15 protein-coding genes are annotated in these 17,022 nt (G+C 66.3%); 14 read left to right on the forward strand and 1 reads right to left on the reverse strand.

Annotation, left to right across the window (positions count from 1 at the left end):
* The 4 genes from Q8Q83_RS05230 to Q8Q83_RS05245 form a co-directional block, all read left to right on the forward strand.
* The coding region (locus Q8Q83_RS05230) for a DUF3641 domain-containing protein (RefSeq protein ID WP_305621747.1) at window positions 1-195 on the forward strand (195 nt) is incomplete at its 5' end.
* A 75-nt stretch (window positions 196-270) separates the two neighbouring features.
* Window positions 271-1,236, forward strand: a complete 966-nt coding sequence (locus tag Q8Q83_RS05235) for a hypothetical protein (RefSeq protein WP_305621748.1) — start codon at window positions 271-273, stop codon at window positions 1,234-1,236.
* Window positions 1,229-3,370 (forward strand): FAD-dependent oxidoreductase, encoded by a 2,142-nt coding sequence (locus Q8Q83_RS05240; protein WP_305621750.1) that lies wholly within the window; start codon window positions 1,229-1,231, stop codon window positions 3,368-3,370. Before Q8Q83_RS05235 ends, Q8Q83_RS05240 begins: the two co-directional genes overlap by 8 nt.
* Before the next feature lie 73 nt (window positions 3,371-3,443).
* Window positions 3,444-4,157, forward strand: a complete 714-nt coding sequence (locus tag Q8Q83_RS05245; protein WP_305621752.1) for a DUF3047 domain-containing protein — start codon at window positions 3,444-3,446, stop codon at window positions 4,155-4,157.
* A 176-nt stretch (window positions 4,158-4,333) separates the two neighbouring features.
* On the opposite strand, the gene Q8Q83_RS05250 is transcribed toward Q8Q83_RS05245, so the two are convergent.
* The gene (locus Q8Q83_RS05250) at window positions 4,334-5,227 is read right to left on the reverse strand and encodes a LysR family transcriptional regulator (protein ID WP_305621754.1); all 894 of its coding nucleotides are present in this window, start codon (window positions 5,225-5,227) and stop codon (window positions 4,334-4,336) included.
* Window positions 5,228-5,531: 304 nt separating this feature from the next.
* Between Q8Q83_RS05250 and speB the strand changes: the two genes are divergently transcribed.
* From speB to Q8Q83_RS05300, 10 genes are all read left to right on the forward strand, one after another.
* Entirely contained in the window at window positions 5,532-6,491 is a 960-nt protein-coding gene (gene speB, locus Q8Q83_RS05255) for an agmatinase (protein ID WP_305621756.1), read from the forward strand.
* A complete protein-coding gene (locus Q8Q83_RS05260) occupies window positions 6,488-6,883 on the forward strand; it encodes a nuclear transport factor 2 family protein (RefSeq protein ID WP_305621758.1) in 396 nt (131 codons plus the stop codon). Before speB ends, Q8Q83_RS05260 begins: the two co-directional genes overlap by 4 nt.
* Window positions 6,884-6,918: 35 nt before the next feature.
* Window positions 6,919-8,442, forward strand: coding sequence for a cytosine permease (locus Q8Q83_RS05265; protein ID WP_305621760.1), 1,524 nt, complete (start codon window positions 6,919-6,921; stop codon window positions 8,440-8,442).
* Window positions 8,443-8,503: 61 nt separating this feature from the next.
* Complete coding sequence (locus Q8Q83_RS05270; protein WP_305621762.1) at window positions 8,504-9,328, forward strand: transporter substrate-binding domain-containing protein; 825 nt, start codon at window positions 8,504-8,506, stop codon at window positions 9,326-9,328.
* Between the two features lie 141 nt (window positions 9,329-9,469).
* A complete protein-coding gene (locus tag Q8Q83_RS05275; protein WP_305621764.1) occupies window positions 9,470-10,204 on the forward strand; it encodes an amino acid ABC transporter permease in 735 nt (244 codons plus the stop codon).
* A gap of 9 nt (window positions 10,205-10,213) precedes the next feature.
* Window positions 10,214-10,945, forward strand: coding sequence for an amino acid ABC transporter ATP-binding protein (locus tag Q8Q83_RS05280; protein WP_305621766.1), 732 nt, complete (start codon window positions 10,214-10,216; stop codon window positions 10,943-10,945).
* A gap of 122 nt (window positions 10,946-11,067) precedes the next feature.
* Window positions 11,068-12,141, forward strand: a complete 1,074-nt coding sequence (locus tag Q8Q83_RS05285; RefSeq protein WP_305621768.1) for an FAD-dependent oxidoreductase — start codon at window positions 11,068-11,070, stop codon at window positions 12,139-12,141.
* 405 nt (window positions 12,142-12,546) lie between these two features.
* Window positions 12,547-14,052 (forward strand): methyl-accepting chemotaxis protein, encoded by a 1,506-nt coding sequence (locus Q8Q83_RS05290; RefSeq protein ID WP_371132364.1) that lies wholly within the window; start codon window positions 12,547-12,549, stop codon window positions 14,050-14,052.
* Window positions 14,053-14,251: 199 nt separating this feature from the next.
* The gene (locus tag Q8Q83_RS05295) at window positions 14,252-15,268 is read left to right on the forward strand and encodes a hypothetical protein (RefSeq protein WP_305621771.1); all 1,017 of its coding nucleotides are present in this window, start codon (window positions 14,252-14,254) and stop codon (window positions 15,266-15,268) included.
* Between the two features lie 371 nt (window positions 15,269-15,639).
* Window positions 15,640-17,019, forward strand: coding sequence for a glutamine synthetase family protein (locus tag Q8Q83_RS05300; protein WP_305621773.1), 1,380 nt, complete (start codon window positions 15,640-15,642; stop codon window positions 17,017-17,019).
* Window positions 17,020-17,022: the final 3 nt, after the last annotated feature.

Below are 17,022 nucleotides of genomic sequence, written 5' to 3' on the forward strand. Positions count from 1 at the left end.
CTGTACGACTGCGACTTCAACCAGATGCTCGACCTGCCGCTTGAACTGCCAGGCCAGCTGATCGGCCGCCAACGCCCCCATCTGCGTGACCTGCTGACGGCCGAGCTGGACGGCAACCCCATAGTCACCCGCGACCATTGCTATGCCTGCACCGCCGGACAGGGTTCCAGCTGTGGCGGCGCGCTGATTGCCTAAGGATTGTTCCATGCAAGCCACTAGCCTGTTGTTCTGGGGCTTTCTGCTACCGGGCTGGCTGCGGGGTAGGCGTTGATGCGCGCCGGCCACGATTGCCCGCCGGACTACCGCCTGGCGAGCGACGCCTTTGCCGGCGCGCCGCTATTCGATTGCCAGAGCCTCTATGTGGTCGGCGGCCTGTATGGCAACCGCCAGGCCCTGGCCGCGCTGCAAAAACGTCTGGCCGCCGAGCCGGGCGCGCGGCTGGTGTTTAACGGCGCTGCGCACGGGTTCGACCGCGACCCCGAGATTTTCCAGCAGATAGAGCTGGGCCTAAGCGCCCATCTAGCCCTGCGCGGCCATCTGGAAACCGAGCTGGGCCGGGCTACGGACAGCGGCGCCGGCGGCTGCGCCTACCCAATAACAGTGGATAAGGCGGTGGTCGAGCGCTCCAATACCATCCAGGCCGAACTCAAAAATACCGTGCAAGGCTTGCCGGGAATGGCCGAGCGCCTGGCCGCGCGGCCCAGCACGGCGCTGGTCAGGGTCGCCGGTCAGCGCGTGGCGATCAGTCCTGGCGACGAGCTATCCCTGGCCGGCTGGGGTTGCTCACGCGAATCCCTAAGTGAGCCGGTTCGCCAGCAGCAACTTGATCACTGGTTCGCCGCACAGAACGTACGGGTTCTAGCCACCAGCCATAGCTGCGCGGCGGCGGCGTTAAGCCTTGAGCAGGGCGCGCTGATCAATAACGGTGCGGCCGGCATGCCCAATTTTGCCGGTGGCCGCTACGGCCTGCTCAGCCGCATCGCCAGCACGCCGCACCCGGCGGCGCTGTATCGCTGCCAGCGCGACGGGCTGTTTATCGAGGCATTGCCGCTGAACTACGACCACGCCGCCTTTCTCGCCGACTTCGACCGCCAGTGGCCAGCCCATAGCCCGGCGGCGCTGTCCTATCGCCCACGCATTCTCGGCGCTGTTGCGGAACCACCGCAGCAGGCCCTGCTGGCCGGCTTTAGCCTGTGCCAAAGCCTCTGCGCCCTGGAGGCGCTGACCGATGAATAGTCGCAAACTCGCCTTGCTGGGCCTGATCCTCGCCCTGCTGGGCAGCTTCTTTGTCTTCGATATTGGCCACTACCTCAGCCTCGACGCGCTTAAGGCGCAGCAGGCGGCGCTAAACGCCCAGGTGGTGGCGCAACCCTGGCTGGCCGCCGGGCTGTTCTTTCTCGCCTATGTGGCGGTCACCGCCCTGTCGTTGCCCGGCGCGGCGCTGATGACCCTGCTGGCCGGCGCGCTATTCGGCCTGCTGGAGGGCTTTGTGCTGGTGTCCTTCGCCTCGACCCTGGGCGCCAGCCTGGCCATGCTCAGCAGCCGCTTTCTGCTGCGCGACTGGGTGCAGGCACGCTTCGGCCAGCGCCTGGCCGGCATCGACGCCGGCATCGAACGGGAGGGCGCCTTCTACCTGTTCGCCCTGCGCCTGGTGCCGCTGTTCCCCTTCTTTCTGATCAACCTGGCCATGGGCCTGACCCGCCTGCCCCTGCGTACCTACTGGTGGGTCAGCCAACTGGGCATGCTGCCCGGCACATTGGTCTACGTGAATGCCGGGCGCGAGCTGGGCCGGCTGGACTCATTGGCCGGCATTCTCTCGCCGGGGCTGCTTGGGGCCTTCGTGCTGCTCGGGCTGTTCCCGCTGCTCGCGCGCAAGCTGCTGGATATGCTCCAGGCGCGCCGGGTGTATGCCGGTTGGCACAGGCCCAAGGCCTTCGAGCGCAACCTGGTGGTGATAGGCGCCGGCGCCGGCGGCCTGGTCAGCGCCTATATCGCCGCGGCGGTAAAGGCCAAGGTCAGCCTGATCGAGAAGCACCGGATGGGCGGCGACTGCCTGAACACCGGCTGCGTGCCGTCCAAGGCGCTGCTGCGCTCGGCCAGGCTGGCCAATGAACTAAAGAAGGGTGCGGCGCTGGGCTTCAACAACGTCGGCGGCACGGTGGACTTTCCCGCGGTGATGCAGCGTATCCAGCGGGTGATAGCCGACATCGAACCCCATGATTCGGTGCAGCGTTATACCGGCCTGGGCGTCGAGGTGATCCAGGGCGAGGCGAAGATCCTTTCGCCCTGGGCGGTGCAGGTGAACGGCCAGACCCTGACCAGCCGCAACCTGATTATCGCCGCCGGCGCGCGGCCGCTGGTGCCGAAGATTCCCGGCCTGGAGCAGGTGCAGACCTATACCTCGGACAATATCTGGGGCCTGCGCGAACAGCCGCGCTGGCTGCTGGTGCTGGGCGGCGGGCCGATCGGCTGCGAACTGGCCCAGGCCTTTCAGCGCCTCGGTAGCCAGGTGATCCAGGTGGAACTGGCCGAGCGCCTGCTGCCGCGGGAGGACGCCGATGCCAGCGAACTGCTGCTGGCCAGCCTGCGCGCCGATGGCGTGGACGTGCGCCTGCAACACCGCGCCGAGCGCTTCGAACTGGTGGATGGCGAGCAACGCATGATCGCCCGCCGCCTGGATACCGGCGAGGAGGTGTGCATCGCCTTCGACTGCCTGCTGCTGGCCCTGGGCCGGGTGGCCAATGTCACGGGTTACGGCGTCGAGGAACTGGGCCTGGTGGTGCGCCCCAACGGCACCCTGGAAACCGATGAGTACCTGGCCACCCGCCTGCCCAATATCTACGCGGTGGGCGATGTCACCGGCCCCTACCAGTTCACCCACGTCGCCGCGCACCAGGCCTGGTACGCCGCGGTCAATGCGCTGTTCAGTCCCTTCAAGCGTTTCAAGGTGGACTACCGGGTGATCCCCTACTGCACCTTTACCGACCCGGAAGTGGCGCGGGTCGGCCTCAGCGAAGGCGAAGCGACAGCCCAGGGCATCGCCTATGAGGTGACCCGCTTTTGTCTTGACGACCTCGACCGGGCGATTGCCGACGAAGCCGCCCATGGCTATGTCAAGGTACTGACCGAGCCGGGCAAGGACCGCATCCTCGGCGTGTGCATAGCCGGCGAACATGCCGGCGAACTGCTGGCCGAATATGTGCTGGCGATAAAACACAACCTCGGTCTCAATAAGATTCTCGGCACCATCCACAGCTACCCGACCCTGGCCGAGGCCAACAAGTACGCGGCCGGCGAGTGGAAGCGGGCGCATGCGCCGCAAGGGCTGCTGCGGCTGGTCGAGCGTTTTCATAACTGGCGACGAAACTGATGCGCGGCCTACTTATGGCCCAGCAAGCCCTGCTGCGCCGGGCCCTGCTCTTGCACGCCTGGCGGCGCAGCTAATGCGCGGGTTATTGATCGCGCTGCTGGCGCTGGCTCCGCTGGCGCAGGCCGAGAATCAGCTGACGCCCTGGACTTCCGGCCCGCCGACAGGCGAATGGTCGGCGCCCTGGCGCGAAGCCAATATCCCCAAACTTAAGCCCTCCACACGCACGCTGCAGGAGCAGGACGACCAGCTGGTGCTGCGGATCGAGGCCGATTCCGCCGCCGGTGGCCTGCTGCATCCGCTGGATCTGCCGGGGGATAAAGCCTGGCAACTGAGCTGGCAATGGCGCACCGAGCAAAAACTGCAGCAGGCGCGCTTCGCCACCCGCGCCGGCGACGACTACGCCGCGCGGGTCTATGTGCTGCTGGATTACCCGCTGGACAGCCTGTCCTTCTTTACCCGGCAGAAGCTGCGCCTGGCCCGCGCCTTCTTCGACCCGGACCTGCCGGCAGCGACCCTGAGCTATGTCTGGGACAACCGCGCCGCCCCCGGCACCCATGCCCGCAGCGCCTATACCGAGACGGTGGAAATGCGGGTGCTGCGTGGCCCCGAAGCCGCGCTGGGGCAGTGGCTAACGGAGTCCCGCGATCTGCGCGCGGATGCCATCGCCGCCTTCGGCAGCGCGCCACGCAAGATACTCGGGGTGGTGTTTGCCGCCGACAGCGACAATACCGGCGAGTCGGTCACCAGCTATTTCGCCGCGCCGCAGTTGCGGCGCGAGGCACCTTAATCAAGGCTATGTCCCAATTGCGTGTTGCGAGACGACCAGACGTAGGTTGGGTTGAGGAGCAAAGCGACAAAGCCCAACGAGACATGCCAATGCCTGTTGGGCTTCGCTGCGCTCAGCGCCAACCTACCCATTGCATGCAACCGTTAACGGGTACAGAGCCTTAAACAAGGCACCTGCTAACCCGGATTAAGCTGGGCCTTTAGTAGATCGCGAAAGGTCTGGATCAGCGCTTCCCGCGAACGGCCGCGACGCAGGATCAGCGAGAAGGGCGCCTGGTAGCCGAAGGTCGCCGGCAGCAGCACGCGCAGGCGGCCCTGGTCGACCCAGGGCTGGGCGTAGTGCTCGGGCAGGTAGCCGATATAGGCGCCGGACAGCACCAGAATCAGCTGCGCCTCCATCGACTCCACGGTCGCCGCGCTGTGCTTGAAGCCGTGTCGGGCCAGCTCGGCCTGGCTCCAGTAGCCACGCCCAACCATGCGCTGCTGGGCGATCACCTCCGCCGGAATGCGCCGCTCGCTAAACAACGAATGCCGCTCGCTGCAATACAGCCAGTGCTGCTCGCGGTACAGCGGCTGGTAGACCAGGCCGTTCATCCGCGTGGAAAACGCGCCTATGGCCAGGTCCAGGCGGTTATCCAGCACCGCCAACTGCAGCTCGTAAGGGCTGGCCACTGACAGGTGCAGATGCACGGCCGGATGCTCCTGGCTGTAGGCGCCTATCACCTCGGCCAGGGGCAGGGCCGGATCGCTCACGGTGGAGTCCAGCACGCCGAGATTGAGGGTGCCGCGCAGCTCGCCCTTGAGCGCCGCCGAGTAGCGCTCGAAGCCTTCCAGCTCGCCGAACAGGCGCAAGCATTCCTGGTGGAACAGCTCGCCCTTGCTGGTCAGGCTAAAGCCGCCGCGACCGCGATGACACAGGCTGATGCCGAGCTGGCTTTCCAGCTGGCTCATATAGGTGCTGATCGCCGAGGTCGACAGGTTCAGCTCCTGCTGCGCCGCGGCGAAACCCTGATGGCGCACCACGCAGGCGAAGATGCGCAGCAGCTTAAGGTCAGGCAGGGCTTGGCTCATCGGCGCGGGCTCCTCGTAGGATGGGTTAGCCGCACAGCGGCGTAACCCATCACGGCGGTGTCATGGATAGCGCTGGGCTTAACCCATCATCGGCATATGTCGGAGTATTGCCTCGATGGGTTACGCGGCGCGGCACGTTCGCGGCGGCTGTTGTCACGCGGTCCGGCGCCGCTAACCCATCCTACAGACGCGGCTAATAGTTTAGAAATTTCTGAACTAAGTTTTTGCCTGCAGCGATTTGTCGCAGGCGCGGCCTGCCCAAGAATCGGCCCCACTCATAACCACAACCATGCTGAGGCCTGCCATGGACAAGATTCTGCACCAGCCCCTGGGCGGCAACGAGATGCCGCGCTTCGGTGGCATCGCCACCATGATGCGCCTGCCGCATATCCAGAAGACCGAAGAGAAACGCCAGCTGGATGTCGGCTTCGTCGGCATTCCCCTGGATATCGGCACTTCGCTGCGCTCCGGAACCCGCTTCGGCCCGCGCGAGATCCGCGCCCAGTCGGTGATGATCCGTCCCTACAATATGGCCACCGGCGCCGCCCCCTTCGACTCGCTGAACGTGGCCGATATCGGCGACGTGGCGATCAACACCTTCAACCTGCTGGACGCCGTGCGCATCATCGAGGAGGCCTACGACGAGATACTCGAACTGGGCATCATCCCCCTGACCCTAGGCGGCGACCACACCGTCACCCTGCCGATCCTGCGCGCGCTGAAGAAGAAGCACGGCAAGGTCGGCCTGGTGCATATCGACGCCCACGCCGACGTCAACGACCATATGTTCGGCGAGAAGATCGCCCACGGCACCACCTTCCGCCGCGCGGTGGAAGAAGACCTGCTGGACTGCGACCGTGTGGTGCAGATCGGCCTGCGTGCCCAGGGCTATACCGCCGAGGACTTCAACTGGAGCCGCAAGCAGGGCTTTCGCGTGGTGCAGGCCGAGGAATGCTGGCACCAGTCGCTGGCGCCGCTGATGGCCGAAGTGCGCGAGAAGGTCGGCGGCGGTCCGGTGTACCTCTCCTTCGATATCGACGGCATCGACCCGGCCTGGGCGCCCGGCACCGGCACCCCGGAAATCGGCGGCCTGACCACCATCCAGGCGATGGAAATCATCCGTGGCTGCCAGGGCCTGGACATCATAGGCGGCGACCTGGTGGAGGTCTCGCCACCCTACGACACCACCGGCAACACCTCGCTGCTGGGCGCCAACCTGCTCTACGAAATGCTCTGCGTGCTGCCCGGTGTGCAACAGCGATGAGCGCCCGCGAACAGGTGCTGGAAGCCGCCCGCGCCCTGGTGGCGGCCTTCGCCAGCAACGACAGCGAGGCCTATTTCAACGCCTTCACTGCAGACGCCAGCTTCGTCTTCCACAGCTGCCCGCAGCCGCTGCCCAACCGCGCGGCCTACCGCGCGCTGTGGGAGCAATGGCAGCGCGACGGCTTCGAGGTGCTCGAGTGCAACTCGAGCCAGGCGCAGGTCAGCCTGCACGGTGATGTCGCGATCTTTATCCACGACGTCGCCACCCGGCTACGCATCCAGGGCGAGGAAAGCCTCAATCTGGAGCGCGAAACCATAGTCTTCCGCCAGCACCCAGAACAAGGCCGTTGGTTGGCCTGCCACGAGCATCTTTCGGCCATGCCGGAGCAGTAGCCCCTCAACAGACCCTAGCCCCCTGGAGAGACAGCATGCATAACAACAATAAGCAGCAGAGCATCACCCAGATCGAAACCTTCGGCATCGAACAGATTCCGGATAACGAGCGCCAGGCCAAGCCGCTCGACCTGTTCCGCCTGATCTTCGGCGGCGCCAACACCTTCTCCACCGCGGTGCTGGGCAGCTTCCCGGTGATCTTCGGCCTGTCGTTCCAGGCCGGCGCCTGGGCCATCCTGCTCGGCGTGCTGGTCGGCTCGCTGATCCTCGCGCCCATGGGCCTGTTCGGCGCGCTTAACGGCACCAATAACGCGGTGTCGTCCGGCGCCCACTTCGGCGTGCACGGGCGCATAGTCGGCTCCTTCCTTTCCCTGCTCACCGCCATCGCCTTCTTCTCGCTGTCGGTGTGGAGCTCGGGCGATGCCCTGGTCGGCGGCGCCAAGCGCCTGGTCGGCCTGCCGGAAACCGACCTCAGCCTGGGCCTGGCTTACGGCCTGTTCGCCACGCTGGTGCTGATCGTCTGCATCTACGGCTTCCGCTTTATGCTGTGGGTCAACAAGATCGCCGTATGGGCCGCCAGCCTGCTGTTTCTGCTCGGCCTGTTCGCCTTTGCCGGGCCCTTCGACGCGGCCTACGCCGGCAGCGTGCAGCAAGGGCAGGCGGGTTTCTGGGCGGCCTTTATCGGCGCCGCGCTGCTGGCCATGAGCAACCCGGTGTCGTTCGGCGCCTTCCTCGGCGACTGGTCGCGCTATATCCCGCGGCAGACTTCGCAGAAGCGCATCCTGCTGGCGGTGATAGGCGCGCAGATCGCCACCCTGATTCCGTTCTTCTTCGGCCTCACCACCGCGACCATAGTCGCCCTGCAAGCGCCGGACTATATCGCCAACTACAACTACGTCGGCGGCCTGCTGGCGGTGTCGCCGAGCTGGTTCTTCCTGCCGGTGTGCCTGCTGGCGGTGATCGGCGGCATGTCCACCGGCACCACCGCGCTGTATGGCACCGGCCTGGACATGTCCAGCGTGCTGCCGCGCCTGCTTAGCCGGGTGCAAGCCACCCTGCTGATCGGCCTGCTGTCGATCGCCTTTATCTTTATCGGCCGCTTCGCCTTCAACCTGGTGCAGAGCGTGTCGACCTTCGCCGTGCTGATCATCACCTGCACCAGCCCGTGGATGGTCATCATGCTGCTCGGCCTGCTGATCCGCCGCGGCTTCTACCGCGCCGACGACCTGCAGGTGTTCACCCGCGGCCAACGTGGCGGCGCCTACTGGTTCCACAATGGCTGGAACTGGCGCGGCATGGGCGCCTGGATACCCAGCGCGCTGGTCGGCCTGGGCTTCGTCAACCTGCCGGGGCAGTTCGTCGGCCCCCTCGGCGAACTGGCCGGCGGCATCGACATCAGCCTGCCGGTAACCCTGGGCCTGGCCGCGGCGCTGTACCTGATTCTGCTCGTGCTGTTCCCGGAACCGGCCGAGGTCTACGGCCCCCAAGGTCCACGTTGGATCAAGGCGGGCCGGGCCGGCGCGCAACCCATCACTCAGGAAACCCCTGAGGCTGCATAACAACAAATGGCTTTCCCCTACTGCCAATAAACCATGCACCTAGCCTGCACAGGAGTCACCGATGAACCCACGTCCACTGCACCTGACCGCCGCTCTCACCCTGCTGGCTGCCACCCTGAGTAGCGGCCTGCAGGCCGCCGATGCCAAGCCGTCCTTCGTCGAGTCGGGCAGCTTCCAGGTCTGCTCCGATCCAACCTTCCCGCCGCTGGAGTTCTTCGAGAAGACCGGCGACCGCGAGCCCAGCGGCTTCGACACCGACCTGATTCGCGCCCTGGCCAAACACTGGGGCGTGCAGCCGCGCTTTATCGTCACCGAGTTCACCGGCCTGCTGCCGGGCCTGGATTCCAAGCGCTGCGACGCGGTGATCAGCGGCACCCTGATCACCCCGGAACGCACCCAGAAGCTCAACGCCGTGGCCTATCTGGCCAGCGCCACCACGGTGTTCGGCAGCGGCAAGAGCGAGCTCAAGCTGAACAGCCTGGACGACCTGTCCGGCAAGGTGGTGGCGGTGCAATCCGGCACCCGCTACGTGGCCATCATGGAGAAGCTCAACGCCGACCTGACGGCCGCCGGCAAGATCCCGGCCGTGCTGCAGACCTACCCCAAGGGCAGCGACGTGGCCCAGCAGGTGCTGGTCGGCCGCGCCGCCGCCGGGCTGTCCCAGGACACCGAACTGGCCTACCGTGAATTGCAGAACCCGGGTCAGTTCAAGACCCTCTACAGCTTCCCGGAAAAGGACATCTTCGGCGCCTATATGCGCCCCAACCCGCAGGACCAGGCCGCCGTGCAGGCGGCCGTGGAAGCGCTGAAGGCCGACGGCACGCTGCAAGCCATAGCCGAGAAATGGAAGCTCGACCCGGCCAACCTAAATACCGCTGCGCAGTAAGCGCAGCCGTAGGGTGGATGACGCTCTTTTCATCCACCGCCACCTCGCGCGGTGGATCGCTGAAGCGCGATCCACCCTACGACCGGCCTGACCGTGAACGCGCCTAATGGGCGCTCGCTTCCACTCACCAAGGACACGCAGATGAATTTCGATGTCGCCGTCTTCTGGGATGCCCTGGCGTCCTACCACTTCTTCAGGGGCGCCTGCATCACCCTGGTGCTGGCCCTGCTCGCGCATTCGGTGGGGATTCTCCTGTCTATTCCCGCGGCCCTGGCCCTGGACGGCCCCAACAACCCGGCGCGCGCCAGCCTGCGCGGCGTGCTCAGCGTGTTCCGTGGCGCGCCGACCCTGCTGCAGCTGCTGTTCGTGTGGAACGCCCTGCCGCAGTTCTTCCCGATTTTTCGCGAGGAATGGTTCACCCCCTTCTTCGCCGCCTGGATCGCCCTCAGCCTCAACGAGACCGCCTATCAGGTGGAGATCAACCGCGCCGCGCTGAAATCCGTGGACCGCGGCCAGTACGCCGCCGGCCACGCCCTCGGCCTGTCGCGCCTGCAGATCTTCCGCTACGTGATCCTGCCGCAGGCCGCGCGGATCGCCATTCCGCCGACCGCCAACGAATTTATCACCCTGCTGAAGATCACCTCGCTGGCCTCGGTGATCTCCCTGCAGGAACTGATGGCCGTGACCTCGCAGACGGTGTCCAGCACCTTCCAGTTCTCCGAGTACTACGCCGTCGCCCTGGTCTACTACCTGGCCATGGTCTACACCCTGACCTGGCTGCAGGGCGGCCTGGAGCGCCGGCTGTCCTGGGACGCCGTGGCCGCCGCCCCCGCCAGCCTGGTGCAACGCACCCTCGCGCGTATGCGCCGTATCTGAGGAGCCGTCATGAGCGAAATTATCCGTTTGCACAACGTCAGCAAAAGCTACGAGAGCTTCCAGGTGCTGCAGGGCATCAACCTGTCGGTCGAGCAGGGCGAGAAGATCGTTATCTGCGGCCCCTCGGGCTCCGGCAAATCGACCCTGATCCGCTGCATCAACCGCCTCAACCCCCACGACACGGGCACCATCACGGTGGAAGGCCAGGACGTGTCGAGCAAGAGTGGTAGCGACCATGTGCGCCGTGAGGTGGGCATGGTGTTCCAGAACTTCAACCTGTTCCCCCACCTCAGCGTGCTGGACAACTGCACCCTGGCGCCGATGAAGGTGCGCGGCCTGTCGCGCCAGGAGGCCGAGGAACTGGCCCTGCGTTACCTCAACCGCGTGCATATTGGCGCCCAGGCCTACAAGAAGCCCGGCCAGCTGTCCGGCGGCCAGCAGCAGCGGGTGGCCATCGCCCGCGCGCTGTGCATGAACCCCAAGGTGATGCTATTCGACGAACCCACTTCGGCGCTGGACCCGGAAATGGTCGGCGAGGTGCTGGAGGTGATGGCCGAGCTGGCCCAGGACGGCATGACCATGCTCTGCGTCACCCACGAGATGGGTTTCGCGCGCAAGGTGGCCGACCGCGTGGTGTTTATGGACGCCGGGCAGATAGTCGAGACCGCCAGCCCTGCGGAGTTCTTCGACAACCCGCAGCACCCGCGCACACGGGCCTTTCTCTCGCAGATTCGTCACTAAGAACCTGCCGGCGCAGCCCATCTGCGCCGGCTGGCACTCGCGGAAAAATCCCGACAAAGCGAGACGCCCCAGGCTTTACCATGCACGCACTGCTTTAGCCGTGAATTAATGGAAGCCTTGGCGTGCCTAATCACTATGACCTGCTATTGATCGGTGCCGGCCACGCGCACCTCGGTGTGCTGCGCCGCTGGGCGCTGCTGGAGCGGCCGCCGGGGCGCATTGCCCTGCTCAGCGCCGGGCCGGCGGCCTGGTATTCGGGGATGCTACCGGGCCTGCTGGCCGGGCGGCACAACCCGGCGGATTGCCAGGTGGAATTGCAACCGCTGTGCCGCGCGGCCAAGGTCGAGCTGATCGTCAGCCCAGTGGCCAGTCTGTCGGCGCCGCAGCAGCGGGTGCAACTGGAAGACGGCCGCAGCCTGAGCGCCAGCTGGCTGTCGCTGAATGTCGGCGCCCGGGTGGCCTGCCCGCCCCAGCAAGGCGAGGCCATGCAGCTGCTGGCGGTCAAACCCTTCGACGCCTTTCTCAACCGTTGGCAGCAGTGGCAGGCCGAGCCGCAGCCCCTGGCGATTCTCGGCGGCGGCGCGGCCGGGGTCGAGCTGGCCCTGGCTCTGGCCGGGCAGGTGCCGCAACTGGCGCTGTTCTGCGCCGGCCCGCTGCTCGACGGCCTGTCCGCCGGGGTGCGCCTGCGCGCCCTCGGCCATCTGCGCCAGCGCGGCGTGCTGGTGCGCGAGTATTGCCCGATCGAACGCATCGAGGGCGACTGCCTGCTCAGTGGCGCGACGCCGGTCTGGCGCGGCCAGCGCCTGCTTCTCGCCAGCGGCGCCCAGGCCCTGCCCTGGCTGGCGCACAGCGGCCTGGGCTGCGACGAACAGGGCTTCGTGCTGATCGCGCCGACCCTGCAGAGCTATGGCCATCCGACTATCTTCGCCGTCGGCGACTGCGCCAGCCTGCCCGGCGCGCGCAAGAGCGGGGTCTATGCGGTGCGCCAGGCGCCGGTGCTGGCGGCCAACCTGAACGCCGCCCTGCGCGGCCTGCCGCTTAAACGCTACCACCCGCAACGGCAGAGCCTGGCCCTGCTCGCCACCGGCGACGGCGGCGCCCTGCTCGACTGGCACGGCTACAGCGCCGGCGGACAGTTCTATGGGCGCTGGAAGGACTATCTGGACCGCGGCTTTATCCAGCGTCACCGTCTTTAGGGCTAAATAGACCGCTGAAAAATGTTGCCGATGCAGCCGAGACAAGCGCGTAGCCCGGATGCAATCCGGGAAGGTTCTGATGGCATCCCCGGATTCCATCCGGGCTACGAGAGCCGTGCGCAAAGTGCCATGGCCTGGCGCCGCCAGGGATGCTCGAATCAGGACCATCAATGATGGTTGGCCCCAATGGCCTTACTCGCTATGGTCTACAGATTCGCCGACAATGGCCGATGGACTGCGCAGGTTTAGCTGTTATCCCGCCATACCCTGAGCCAGTCCTGCGCGCCAGCTTCTGTCACTGGCGATGCCGGGATCAGAATAAAAATAATGAGGCTGCTTATGCGCTCCGCGTTTATTAGCTACCCCAAGGCCTGCCTGTTGCACGCCCTGGGCCTGGCCGGGCTGATGGCGGCGTACCAGCAGACCCAGCTGCCCTGGTTCGTCAGCATTCCGTCCTTTCTGCTGTTGGCGCTGTGGCCCTGGCTCGGCCCCTGGCAGCGCCAGCATGCGGAGCCGCCCGCCACCAGCAACCCCCAGGACGAGCCATTTAGCGCCCTGAGCCAGAGCCTGTCGCGGCATACCTGCCACAACGCCCTGGCCGCCGCCCAGGTGTCCCACGGGGTGCAGCAACTGGCCGGCAAGCTGCACGGGCAGCTGAGCGCGCTGGAGCAGATCAGCCAGGCCGCCGCCGCCATCACCCATACCGAGCAGGACAACGCCCGGCGCGCCGAGCAGACATTGGGCGCGGCGCAAGGCGTGCGCCACAGCAGCGCCAGTGGTCAGCAGGAACTGCATGCGGCTATCGATGCAATGCAGCAGCTCAGCGCCCAGGCCGCTGCCAGCCGCGAACTGATCGCCGGCCTGAGCAGCCGCACCGAGCAGATCGAGAAAGTCACCCAGGTGATCCAGTCGATCGCCAGCCAGACCAATCTGCTGGCCCTGAATGCCGCCATCGAAGCGGCCCGCGCCGGCGACCTGGGCCGCGGTTTCGCCGTGGTGGCCGACGAGGTGCGCAACCTGGCCGGGCGCACCAGCAGCGCCACCGCGGAAGTCGGACAGATGGTCGCCGATATCCGCCAGCAGAGCGCGGCGGTGGTGAGCCATATCCAGCAACAGGCCGACCAGCTGGAGCAGGCCGCGCAGCAGATCGCCCACAGCGGCGAGCAGCTGCAAGGCATAGCCGGGCTGGCGCTGGATGTGGAACAGCAGGTTGAGCAGATCAACAACGGCACCGCGCACAACCACCAGCGCCTGGCCGAACTCTCGGTGGCGGTCGGCCAGTTGCGCGGCGATCTGGGCGCCAGTGAAGGCCAGACCCGCCAACTGGGCGGTGCCGCCGAGCAGCTGGTGGGCCAGGCGGAAAGCGTCAGCGAGCAGCTCGCCGCGGTCGGCCTGGACGACTATCACCAGCGCATCTACGACCTGGCCCGCCAGGGCGCCGCGCAGATAGCCGCGCAGTTCGAGGCGGATATCCAGGCCGGGCGCATCAGCCTCGGCGACCTGTTCGATCGGCATTATCAGCCGATTGCGGGTAGCGTCCCGGCCAGGTTCAAGACCCGCTTCGACAGCTACGCCGACCAGGTGCTGCCGGCCATCCAGGAACCCCTGCTGAGCCAGCACGAAGGCCTGGTATTCGCCATCGCCAGCACCGCCGAAGGCTATGTGCCGACCCACAACAACGCCTTTAACCATCCGCCCAGCGGCGATCACGCTCGGGATACCCTGCACAGCCGCAGCAAGCGCCTGTTTAACGACCGCACCGGCATCCGTTGCGGCAGCCACCAGCAGCCCCTGCTGCTGCAGACCTATAGCCGCGATACCGGCGAGCTGATGCACGACCTGTCGGTGCCGATCTGGGTGCAGGGCCGGCATTGGGGTGGTCTACGCCTGGGCTATAAGCCGCAACCTTGAGTCAGGCTCACGCCTATCCATGCACCTATACCTGCCGTCCGCTGCCGGCCAAGCGCGCCTGCTCGGCGCCTATACTGAGCGCATCGGGGGAGCGAATTGAGCCCTCCGTTGGAGTAGGGGCTGGCACCCATACAGCGCGCCATCTGTAGGTTGCCGGGAGCCTAGTGTGGCGCTTGCACTGCTCCGGCGGAGGCCTGCGATGTCGAGTCTGCGCATGCTTATGTTCGTCTGCCTGGCGGCGCTGGCGGGGTGCGCCAGCGATCCGCCGGTACAGATTAGCGCGAGCACCTGGCGCCAGGTCGACAGCGACATAGCCGCGGCCTCCCGAACCGCCTCGGCACAGGCTCGCGAGCATGCCCTGACGGCCATGCAGCGCTGGATGACGCTGGTCTACCGGGAAACCGACGAGGAATTTATCCCCTGGTTTTCCAGCTACTGGACCCAGCAATGGCTGAGCATCAAGGTGTCCTGGTACAAGCTGAGCGCCGGGGACGAGCAGGACCCGACCGTCAACCGCCTGGCCCTCTATCTGCAGGAGCAGTACCAGGAGATAGTGCTGGAGCCGGTCGCCGAGAAGATCGAGCCGAAGCAGATCATGGAGGGCAGCACCCGGCTCTACGTGCGTCAACTCCAGCACCACGTGCCCGGCATTGGCCAGCGCCATGGCATCCCTGCGGAACAGTTCGACCAGCGCCTCAAGGATATTCCGGCCATCACCCTGGCCCCCGGCGCCTCGCTCTACCAGTTGCTGCACGCCGACCCGCCGGACAAGCTGCCGGCCTACAAGGCCCTGCTCGAGCGCATCAGCTCCACCCCCGGAGGCGCGGGCGACTGGTCGACGAACCCCGGCATCTCCTCGGTGGCGCAACGCACCAGCAAAAGGCTGGTGGGCGAACTCACCACCAGCGGCGCCGCCAGCGCAGTATCGGCCATGGTCGGGCGAGCGGCCGGCATGACGCTTTCCCTGGGCGTGGCGCTGTTCACCGCCATAGCGCGGGCGGACGAGCGGCCGGATACCGAGGCGCAGCTGCGTAAGAACCTGAATGCCGCCTTCGACCAGGAGTGGCAGGAGCTGGTGCGCAGTCCCGAGCGGGGCGTGCTGGCCGGGGTCCACCAGCTGTCCGGACAGATAGAGGGTGGCCTGGTCTGGTCTGCACCGGTCCGCTTCGAACCAACGGCGCCTGGGCAGCCACTCTGGGGCGGCGGCAGCGACTAGGGCCAACCCGGCTATTGTTTAGCCAGGCCATAACTGAATATGTAAAAAATCCTATTTAACCCCGGGTTGCCGGCATGCGAGTCTCAGCCCCATGAGTTCGCCCTTGTCGTTGTTTCCCGCCCCGTCGTTTTCTCCGCGTCTGCGTGAGCGGCACTGCCTCGGCGCCGCTCGGGCCAATTCCCGCCTGCCTGAAATCCTCGCCTTCTGGGCCCTGTGGCATTGCCGCCATGCGCGCCCACCGGATACTGCTCTCGTTCTCAACTGAGTACATCGGCTGCAGCTGACGCAGCCTTACTGTTGATTGTGTTCCAGCGTAACGCCCGCCCTGCGTGCGGCTGGATATGCGCCGCTATGGCGCTAACGAGAGCCCCATGTCATTCGCCCCCGTGCAGCACGCCGAGGCCTTCCTCGCGCAAAACCCCGATATCGAACTGTTCGAGCTGTTTATCCTCGACGCCAACGGCGTGCCGCGCGGCAAGCTGCTGCATCGCGACGAACTGCTGGCCGTCTACCGGAGCGGGCGGCCACTGCCCAGCACCATTCTCGGCCTGAGCATCAACGGCGATGACGTGGAGAACTCCGGGCTGGTCTGGGAAGTGGGCGATATCGACTGCCGCGCCTACCCGCTGGCCGGCAGCCTGGTGCGCCTGCCCTGGCGGCAGATCCCCAGCGCCGCGGTGCAGGTCAGCATGCACCCCAGCGAAGGCCTGCCGGCCACGGTCGCCGACCCACGCCAGCTGCTGGTCAAGGTGATAGATCGGCTCAAGGCCGAGGGTTATCACCCGGTGATGGCCTGCGAGCTGGAGTTCTACCTGCTGGACCAGAAACGCGACGCCAACGGCCAGCCGCAACCGGCCCTGGACCGCGACGGCGGCCGCCCGCGCAGCACCCAGGTGTATGGCCTGCGCGAGCTGGAGCAGATCGAACCCTTCCTCAAGGACCTGTATGCCGCCTGCAAGGCCCAGGGCATTCCGGCGCGCACGGCGATTTCCGAATACGCCCCCGGCCAGGTGGAAATCACCCTGGAGCATGGCGGCGCACTGGCGGCCATGGACCAGGCGGTACGCTACAAGCGCCTGGTCAAGGGCGTGGCGCACCAGCACGGGATGCAGGCCTGCTTTATGGCCAAGCCCTTCGACCACCTGGCCGGCACCGGCATGCATATGCATGTCAGCCTGGCCGACGAGCAGGGCAATAACCTGTTCGCCAGTGAGCTCTCAGATCTCAAGAGCGGTGCGGGCACCCCGCTGCTGCGCCAGGCGGTCGGCGGCATGCTGGCCAGCCTGCACGATTCCCTGCTGCTGTTCTGCCCCAACGCCAACTCCTACCGGCGCTTCCAGGCCAACAGCTACGCCCCACTGGCGTTGAGCTGGGGCATCGACAACCGCACCGTATCCTTGCGCATACCGGGCGGCCCGGCGCCTACCCGACATGTCGAACACCGCATCTGCGGCGCCGACGCCAACCCCTATCTGGCCGCCGCGGCGATTCTCGCCGGCATCCAGCGCGGCATTCGCGAGCAGATCGACCCGGGCGCGCCGATCGAAGGTAACGGTTATGCCCAGGCCAAGGCCTTGCTGCCCACCGACTGGCTGACCGCGCTGCAAGCCCTGGAGCACTCCGCCTGGGCCCGCGACGCCCTGGGTCAGGCATTTCTCGATGTCTATCTGGCGATCAAACGCGCCGAATACCGCCAGTTTATGGCCGAAGTCGGCGAGCAGGACTGGCGCTGGTATCTAACCCAGGCCTGAGCG

The sequence above is a fragment of the Pseudomonas sp. genome, from assembly GCF_030696055.1.
In the GTDB taxonomy this organism is placed as follows: Bacteria; Pseudomonadota; Gammaproteobacteria; order Pseudomonadales; family Pseudomonadaceae; genus Aquipseudomonas.